Here is a 9,084-nt window from a genome sequence, read left to right as displayed (position 1 = left end):
GTATATAGAAATCGTCGTAAAAGATTAAACCTGCGGTTTAATTTACTTGCTGGCATATACAATTTAGATTGCGTGAAAGATAAACAATTAAATTGATTGAAAAATGATTTATGAAGGAAGTCTAATATCTTACATTATGTAAGTTTACACAAACTTAATTTCAATAAAGTTAAAAATAGAGTTTTCTGATATTAACCATGACAAAAAGTCATGTAAGATTGAAAATAAATCCTTTGAGCAAAATCCTGCACGTCTCTATTCTCTTGATCATATAAGGACTTAAATGGAATCAGAATGAATAGCTGGAATTATTCAAATGCCAGAGCTCAATTATCTACACTAATGGATCAAGCAGCAGCGGGCTGTCCTGTAGAAATTACTCGTAGAGGACGAGAGCCAGCAGTAATCATTAGTAAATCATCTTACGAAGCTTATAAAAAAGCTGAATTTGATACAGCTTATCTCAAAAAAAATGCCTCAAATGAAAAGATTTAATGAAGCTCAACTTTTCCACATATCAGATCGGTTCAGTATTTGCATTTCTTTCTGCTTTTTTGTTTAGCACCAAAGCAATTTTTATTAAGCAAGCTTATGCTCTCTCCCCTGCTTTAGATGCGACAACATTAATGGTGATAAGAATGGCAAGTGCCTTGCCATTCTTTCTAATACTATGTTGGTTCGGACGGCACAAGTATTACAGCGTTAAACTTAAAGATTGGTTGTTACTTATTATTACAGGTTCATTAGGGTACTACATCTCAAGTTGGCTTGATTTTTTTGGACTCATGTTCATTAGCGCATCCTTAGAACGAATTATTCTCTTTTTGTATCCCACATTAACAGTTATTGCCTCAAGTATCATTTTCAAGCAGAGACTGAACTTAAAAGTTATTTTTGCTTTAATTTTAAGCTATGGCGGAACAGTTTTAGTCATGCTACAAGAGCAAAAAAACTTAACTGACCAAAATAACTTCTGGTTAGGTTCTAGTTTAGTATTCGCTAGTGCTGTTGCATTTGCTTGTTATTTACTTCTTACCCCTCCACTCATTAAGAAATTTGGTTCATTAAATTTAACAGGATTATCTTTATCTATTGCCTGCTGTTGTATTTTTACACATTACTTTTTAGCAACACCTGAGCCTTTGACCTTGTTAACTGAACTTCCTAATCGTATTGTTTGGTATGGAATAGGGCTTGGGATATTTGCTACTGTTTTACCCACTATTTTACTTATACTTAGCATTGAACACTTGGGAGCGTCTCAATCTTCCATCATTTCTTCTGTTGGTCCTGTTTTAACAATTTTTTTAGCAATATTGTTTTTAGACGAACATCTAAATTTAATCCAATGGGTTGGATGTATACTCAACATAATAGGTGTAATGATCATCACTTTTTCCAAAAATAGACTCAAACTTTGATAAAAAAATGTCTATAAGAAAAACTCATTAATCCATGAAAAATCATCATGTGAATTTAGCTTCTCAACTACCAAGTAAAAAATTATTATTAGCTTTATTTAAATCAGTTAACTCTAATGAACCGTCAGATTGCAACCAGCATAGGTATTTTAGCGCTCTTATTGTGGTCTACCTTAGTCGGTTTATTAAGACTATCAACTGAAGTATTTGGCCCCATCTATACGGTCACTTACGTCTATACATTAAGCGCGGTAATTCTGTATTTTTCTTATGGACTACCTGATTTTAAAAAGGTTTCTAAACAATTTTTAATCGTATCCAGTCTGCTATTTGTTATTTTTGAATTGTGCTTTGCATTCTCAATTACGTTAGCAAACTCATCTGAAAAATCGATTGAAATGAACATCATTTTTAGTTTATGGCCCACCTTAATCATTTTAATGCTTGCCTTTTTAAAAGAAGAAAAAGTAAATTATTTGACCATAACAGGAGTGCTTGTTAGTTTTTCAGGCATTGTGATGATTAACTATCACCCTGGAATTAATTTCATTGATAACTTTTATAAAAATCCCATCAGTTATTTATTAATATTTTTAGCATCATTACTTTGGGCTGTATATTGTATTTATACCAAAAAGCATAGTAATGGTACGAATGCTATATCGTTGTATTTTATACTAACCGCAATAGCTTTATGGATACTTACTTTTTCGACCCAAGGTATTCATTTACCGCATATCAGTGGCATAACTAGTTATATCTTCATCTTGATAAATGCTTTGTTTTTTGCAATGGGGTATTTAGCATGGAATGTCGGCATCATTAAAGGGAATATGCCAGTTTTAGTAATGCTTTCCTATTTTTCACCAATGCTCTCATCAGCATTTTCAGTTATAGTTTTAAATTCAAGCTTATCTACCAATTTTTGGTATGGTGCAACTATTGTAACTATAGGATCAATTATCTGTTGGCTTTCAATTCGTAAAAAACAAGCACCTCAAATAAAGCTAGCTACTTAATCTTCTATAAAAAAGCCAAAGAAACTCTTTGGCTTTTAAAATTATTACACCTTTTCAATCAGTTTAGTAATTCCGTTCACAATCATATCAATAGCTATTGTTCCTATTAGTAAGGCTGCAAGCCTTCCAACAATATCAAAATAGCGATCAATATATTTTGCATGACTAGACTTTAAGTGGTCATGCGATAGTTTCATGATGATCAGCACACTACAAGTTAAAAATAATGTGAAAGCAATAATAAGAGCAGCTTCTCCAATCGACATGCTCATTCCTGTGACAACCGCTGCACTGATTGTCCCCGGTCCAATCATAAAAGGCATCGCGACTGTTCCAGCAAGATGCTCAGGTGCACCGCGCATTTCTCCGATCGTTTCAGCCCCTTGAAAGACAAATCTATAGCCAATGACTAAAAAGATTAACCCTCCAAAAATTAAAAATGATTCGAACCGTACATTTAAATACTGACTAAAAATCGCTTCACCACCCCAAGCAAAAAGAAGAAAAACAATGTATGCAATTAAGCCACCTTGTATGAGCGCTCGATTAAATACCTTAGTCTCGGTATGTCTAATCAACCCAATCATGTAGATACTCATCAAGAATGGATTTAATAAAGAAAAGAATAAAATAAAGGTCGTTAAATATGGTGATGTCATTATTGGATATCCTGAAAACAAGTTCAGGAAGTTATTAACTTCCTGAAAATTTTAAAAAAATGTAGCTACTTAAGTCTGAAAAACAGTTGATGATTTTCTAAAAGCTATAAACCAACATGACATTCAAAAGCTTGTTCCACTTGCCATCATCACCAGCTGCCAATGAAACACCTGTTCCTCCTACAAATGGATCGTTCTTACTCATTAAGTATTCGGTATATAACGTGACATTTTTATAATCTAATGCGACACCAATAATATTTCGCTGTGAGTCATCAAAACCTTGTTCTTTTTTATTGAACCCACTGAACACCATATACGGGGTCACATTGAGCGAATCTCGGACATTCTTAAAGACATAACTTGTGTCTACAGTGTAGAAATAACCTTTATTAGCAATATCATACTCCCCATCGAAAGAACCAAAAGTTGAACTATGAGCACTCAACGCATCTTTATTACTAATTGATTGTTTACCGCCTGTAAGGACTACATTTAAATTTTTATAATTAACTCGGTTGAACAGTGCCCAAGAATTTCTTGTTCCATCGGTCGAAGCCTTTTCATTTTCAATTTCTGAATACCAGTAACTTCCACCTAAGGATACTTTTAGATCCTCTGTCGTTAAAAATTTTAGTTCTTGATCTACACGAGCCATCCACATGTTTTTTTCATTTAAATCTGTTTTAAGTGGATCTGAAGATGACACCACATTGGCTGTATAACGTGCAGCATCTTTACTTGCACCATGATAATTCCCGCCATCTGTAGCGAAATAAGCGAGATCGACTTTAGTGGCCGTAGGCATTTCGAAGTGATAGTTCACACCCAAATCTAATGCATCCTGAAGCCCCATGGTATTGTTTATACCAGCATAGAAGCTGCTATCCCAATAACGTCCTTGGCCAAATGGAATCGGTTGTAAACCTACAGTAATATTATCTGTTGGATTTAAGCGATAACCTAGATAACCTGAAACCAGAGTTGAAAAATCACAGAAGGTATCGTACTGATAGCAACGATATTCAGCTTTACCAAACCAATCTGGGGACTCGTAACCTAAGCGTAAAATTGCAGCATCAAATTTTATTTTTTGATCTGAGGCAGATTCACCATAATGTTTATCTTGATAGTTGGCACGGACTGCTCCTGAGACCGTCAATGCACCCGCCTTACCTTGTGGATCACCAAAAGTTATACCAGCAAAAGTAGGGATTGCTATCCCACAGCTCACCAAGCCGAATCCAATTTTTAAAAATGTCTTTTTCATTTACATGTCCTTGTTTAAATGAAGATTTCTAGAAAACTCTTCCTGCTTTCTAATTTTTTAGGCCACACCTCTCCCTTCAGGTGAAATTCCCAAATTTGATGTTTTTTAATTTGATTGTTATAGGCCTGTTTTAGGCCTATAACATAAAAAGATTACATAAAACAGCGAGGGGGTATTATTTAACGGAAGCCATTACTCCAGTAATTATGCTAAGCCGTGTAACTCTTTCCAATTTCCTGGGTGTACCACATAACCAAATAATGCATGCCCACCATAAACAAGTTCTGTTCCTTCAGGTATCCATAACATTTGCCCAGGCTTTACTTCATATTTTTGACCGTTGGCTGTTAATTCAAAACACCCTTCAATTACAAAAATCACTTCGTCATAAAGCAATTTCCAAGTGACTTCTGCCCCTTCCCAACGCGCAAATCCAATCCCCATATTAGGAGAAACATCTGCTCCGACTGCTCTTGCAACATAAGCAGTCCCATCTGGAGTTTCGCCACGTAAATTAAAATCGAGTTTGGCGCTATCAACTAACTTCACTTCTTTCATATCTTTATCCTGATTACAATTCACTACGACTGCGCCATTTTTCAAATGCAATACGCGTTTTTACCCCAATTCCTAAAAATGGTTCTGGTGGGTTTAAACTTGGCATACCTGTCACATACTGGATATCTTTTAAAGCCGTGGAGTCTGTACCGACAACCAAATCTGCCAATAATGTTCCTGAAATAGTTCCCCATGCAGCGCCAACCCCATTGTCACAAGCGCTGGCATACACACCATCTTCTAACTGACCAAAGAAATTAGTGAAGTTGCGTGAAATTGCATAAACACCACCCCACGTATGGGTGAATGGAACATCTGCTAACTCTGGATAGCGTGCTAAATATGCCTTACGATGATCTTCTTGAATCCAACGACGGGTTTCGTCACTCACATTTGCACCATACTTTGGTACATGTTTATAGGTATTCCGAATCAAAATACGACGATCAGCAGTCATACGTAAGGTAGTACCTGCATGATCAGCAGGAGTAAGTCCCCAATCCAATTGGCCGTGATAACGCTTCATTTCCTCATCAGTTAAAGGACGAGTCCAACTTGCAAACGTCATAACAGGTAACAAACGATTCTTTAAGTAGCCGAATTCTTTTGTAAAAATGCTGGTAGCCAATAGCACTTTAGGGGTGGTTATTGAACCATGATCACCTTGGAGTACCCATTGACCACTCTCCTGATCCAAACTACGAACTGGAGATTGCTCTAATAATTCAACATTTTCAGGTAGATGCTCACCCATACCTCGAACCAAAGCTGCTGGCTGCATTAAATAAGAACCAGGAGTAAAAATCGCTCGGCTGTAATAATCTGTTCCTAAAACCTTTTTCAACTCTTCTTTTTCTACCCAGCGAAACGGCTCGCCGAGATCTTTCATCAAGTGTTCAAAGTGATGAAGATGTGCTTCACCTCGTTCACCGATAGCGCCCTGATATTTACCTGCAGCAGACCATTGGCATTCAATATTGTGTTTTTCCACCAAACCTTGTAATTGAGAAATTGCTGCTCGGTTCAAACTTAATAACTTTTGCTTATGCGCTGGATCTGGATGCCCTAATGCAAATTTATGAGGTAGATCAATCACAAAACCAGAGTTACGACCAGATGCACCTTCTGCAACACGTTGTGCATCAATTAAAATAATACGGGCATTTGGTTTTAACTCCGCAAGACGACGTGCCGCCGCTAAGCCAGCAAAACCTGCACCAATAATTGCATAATCGGCTTTTTGTGTACCAACTAACTTTTTAGCTGGTGTTGCAGGCGGTAAAGCGGCATACCATCCACAAGTATTATCATCATTCGGTAAAGCAATCATCTTGTTCTTCCTTAAACTATTGATGGTTGATGAGAGTTAATTTTTGCAAGCCATTGACTACGAGTTTGTTGCAACTGACGTCCCAATAAGGCAAAGCCAGTTAACTTACCTGTGGCATCATAAAAACCTGCACACCATTCACCATCATGCTGTTCAACATGCCATTTTCCCTCACCCATTGCAGGTAGTAGCGAAAGCGGTAAAATTGGTGTCTTTACAATTACAGGACTTTCTTGTAATTGAGTCTTTTGAGCTCTACCTAACAAGTTATCCGTCAAAGCTGGAAGTGCTTGATTAATCGGACTTATGTAAGGCATCCATTGACCTTCCACTTCTGCACAGTCACCTAAGGCAAAAATAGATGTATCACTGGTACGGTGATCTAGACTTGTACATATTCCACGAGACGTATTTAAGCCTGCTGCTTGTGCTAATGTGATATTTGGACGTAAACCCACTGCACTTAGAATTAAGTCCGTCTCCAATAACTGCCCATCTTGTAACTGAACTTGATAACTATCATTTACCTTCTGAATTGACTGAATACTATTCTGTAGCTTCCATTCAACCCCAATTTGACTAAGGGCATGTTGTAATGCATAGCCTAACTCTTCGGGAATTAAACGCCCCATCGCTGATTGACCCAACCCGACCACAGTCACTTTAAGACCATGCGCAGCGAGGTCATTGGCAAATTCACAGCCGATTAATCCATCACCTAAAATAGTAACGTGTTGTTTAGCTGCTAACTTCTCGCGGAAAAGACGGTAATCGGCTAAATCATTTACGCTATAGACATCAGAGGTATCCCCCTGAATTGGAATAGTTATTGGACTTGCACCAGTCGCTAAAACTAAACGTCCATATGGATATTCGCCAATAGAGGTATGAATCTTTTTATTCACACGATCAATCTGCTTAACATGTGTATGAGCATAAACACGCACATTTAAACGTTGTTCCCAACTTAAAGCTGCCTCTCGTACCAAACTTTCCCCATCCTTACCTAATGCCAAAGCATTCGACAAAGAAGGTTTGCTATAAATTGCACCATCATCTGCTGTAAATAGGGTAATAGACACTTCTTTTGATTGGTTGCGTAATGCTGTAGCCAATTGATACCCAGCATGACCACTTCCAATAATCACGATTGGTTCAATCACATTCAGACTAGCAATTGCAGGTTCTTCAAGAACATCATCTGTGATATCAAGCATTTCAAAGTCAGCTTTTCCAACCTGACATTCAGGACACATCCAATCTTCAGGAATGTCTTCCCATTTGGTACCCGGAGCAATTCCGTCGTCAGGCCAGCCCTTCGCTTCATCGTAAATCCAGCCACAGACAATACATAACCACTTTCTCATCGTGTCTATTTCCCTTATTTCTTACAAATTACACGCTATGTTTCAAACGGATACCGATATTGCGCGTTTGAACATAACTGTAGATGGCTTCCTGCCCTTTTTCACGACCAAAACCAGATAGACCAACTCCACCAAATGGAGTTTCAATACCACCTGCAAACCATTCGTTAACAAAGACTTGACCAGCAATAAGTCGGTTTGCTACTCGAAGTGTTTGATTCAAACTTTCACCAAATACACCTGCAACAAGTCCAAAGTCCGTACCATTAGCGATTGCAACTGCTTGATCTTCGTCATCGAAAGGCATAATTACCATTACGGGACCAAAAACTTCCTGTTGAGCAATCGACATGTCATCTTTAGCTTCAATAATGGTAGGCAGGACGAAGTAACCTTCTAGATCTGCTGCTTTCCCGCCTGTTAAAATATTTGCACCTTCTTCGCGTGCCTTATCAATCATGGCAAGGATTTGTTGTTGCTGATCTTTTGATACAACAGGTGTCAGTTCAGCATTACTTTCGCCAATACCTACGGTTAAACCCTCTGCAAGATTAACGACAGCTGCTTTAACTTCTTCATAGCGGCTGCGGTGTATCAATAAGCGAGACATCGCTGAACAAACTTGCCCAGAGTTATAAAAGATTCCAACTTTCACACTACGTAGTAATTGCTCAAGATCAACATCAGCAAACGCAATTGCAGCTGACTTACCACCCAATTCCATTACAGAAGGTGTTGCACGTTCAGCCGCATCTTTCAAAATACGTTGACCTGTAGGTACAGAGCCCGTAAATACAATTTGGTTTGTATCTTGATGTTTAACCAGATGAGCACCAACTTCTGAACCTTTACCACATAGTAAGTTCACTGCACCTTGAGGAAAACCTGCTTTCTCAATAGCTTTGATAAGTAAAACCATCCCTAAAGGTGACACTTCAGGTGACTTAATTACAACCGCATTACCAGCTGCTAAAGCAGGCGCTAGCGAGCGTGCACAGATCGAAACAGGAAAGTTCCAAGGTACAATTTGAACTGATACACCCATTGGAATATATGAGGTGAAATCAACGTAATCTTTACCTAAAGGTACCGAGATACCTTCAATTTTATCAGCCATACCAGCATAGTATTCAAAATAGCGGGCTGCTTCATCGAACTCTTCACGTGCTGTATCAACATTTTTGCCATTTTCTCGACACAGAATTAAGGCACCTTCTTCAGCAATTTCACGAATTGCTTCTGCTGCTTTTAACATCCACGCCGTACGTTTTGCAGGACGTACATCAGTTAAAGCACCGCTATTCACACAACGTCGAGCCGCTGCCATCGCGGCATCTGCATCTTCAATACTTGCACGAGCTACTGTTGCAAAAACTTTATCGGTTGCTGGGTTGATAATTTCCAATTGGCGAGAAGCATCTCGCCATTGACCATCAAAAAAATTAAGATAGTGTTGCATG

General features: G+C 38.2%; 9 protein-coding genes and 1 pseudogene. 3 read left to right on the top strand and 7 right to left on the bottom strand.

Annotated features, from left to right (window positions below):
• Positions 1–294: 294 nt before the first annotated feature.
• From HYI04_RS13855 to yddG, 3 genes are all read left to right on the top strand, one after another.
• On the top strand, positions 295–495 hold the full coding sequence (locus tag HYI04_RS13855; protein ID WP_178896298.1) for a type II toxin-antitoxin system Phd/YefM family antitoxin: 201 nt from the start codon (positions 295–297) through the stop codon (positions 493–495).
• Positions 495–1,421, top strand: coding sequence for a DMT family transporter (locus HYI04_RS13850; protein ID WP_178896297.1), 927 nt, complete (start codon positions 495–497; stop codon positions 1,419–1,421). The genes HYI04_RS13855 and HYI04_RS13850 overlap by 1 nt, the downstream gene beginning before the upstream one ends.
• A gap of 116 nt (positions 1,422–1,537) precedes the next feature.
• A complete protein-coding gene (gene yddG / locus HYI04_RS13845) occupies positions 1,538–2,440 on the top strand; it encodes an aromatic amino acid DMT transporter YddG (RefSeq protein WP_178896296.1) in 903 nt (300 codons plus the stop codon).
• A 44-nt stretch (positions 2,441–2,484) separates the two neighbouring features.
• Here yddG and HYI04_RS13840 read toward each other — a convergent pair whose 3' ends face one another.
• From HYI04_RS13840 to HYI04_RS13815, 7 genes and pseudogenes are all read right to left on the bottom strand, one after another.
• The gene (locus tag HYI04_RS13840; RefSeq protein WP_178896295.1) at positions 2,485–3,099 is read right to left on the bottom strand and encodes a MarC family protein; all 615 of its coding nucleotides are present in this window, start codon (positions 3,097–3,099) and stop codon (positions 2,485–2,487) included.
• A 97-nt stretch (positions 3,100–3,196) separates the two neighbouring features.
• A complete protein-coding gene (locus tag HYI04_RS13835) occupies positions 3,197–4,369 on the bottom strand; it encodes a hypothetical protein (protein ID WP_178896294.1) in 1,173 nt (390 codons plus the stop codon).
• Positions 4,370–4,573: 204 nt separating this feature from the next.
• Positions 4,574–4,927 (bottom strand): ethanolamine utilization protein EutQ, encoded by a 354-nt coding sequence (locus tag HYI04_RS13830; protein ID WP_178896293.1) that lies wholly within the window; start codon positions 4,925–4,927, stop codon positions 4,574–4,576.
• A gap of 13 nt (positions 4,928–4,940) precedes the next feature.
• A complete protein-coding gene (locus HYI04_RS13825) occupies positions 4,941–6,257 on the bottom strand; it encodes an FAD-binding oxidoreductase (RefSeq protein ID WP_178896292.1) in 1,317 nt (438 codons plus the stop codon).
• A gap of 11 nt (positions 6,258–6,268) precedes the next feature.
• Positions 6,269–7,474, bottom strand: a complete 1,206-nt coding sequence (locus HYI04_RS13820; RefSeq protein WP_256733004.1) for an FAD-dependent oxidoreductase — start codon at positions 7,472–7,474, stop codon at positions 6,269–6,271.
• Positions 7,463–7,624 (bottom strand): annotated as a pseudogene (locus HYI04_RS16980) (rubredoxin); the annotation flags it as partial. The gene HYI04_RS13820 and the pseudogene HYI04_RS16980, both read right to left, overlap by 12 nt.
• A gap of 28 nt (positions 7,625–7,652) precedes the next feature.
• A complete protein-coding gene (locus tag HYI04_RS13815; protein ID WP_178896290.1) occupies positions 7,653–9,083 on the bottom strand; it encodes an aldehyde dehydrogenase family protein in 1,431 nt (476 codons plus the stop codon).
• Position 9,084: the final 1 nt, after the last annotated feature.

Origin of the sequence: Acinetobacter sp. SwsAc2, from assembly GCF_013391465.1 — a bacterium.
GTDB lineage: Bacteria > Pseudomonadota > Gammaproteobacteria > Pseudomonadales > Moraxellaceae > Acinetobacter > Acinetobacter johnsonii.
Note: the sequence above shows the minus strand (reverse complement) of the source record. Positions and strands in the feature narration are given on the sequence as shown.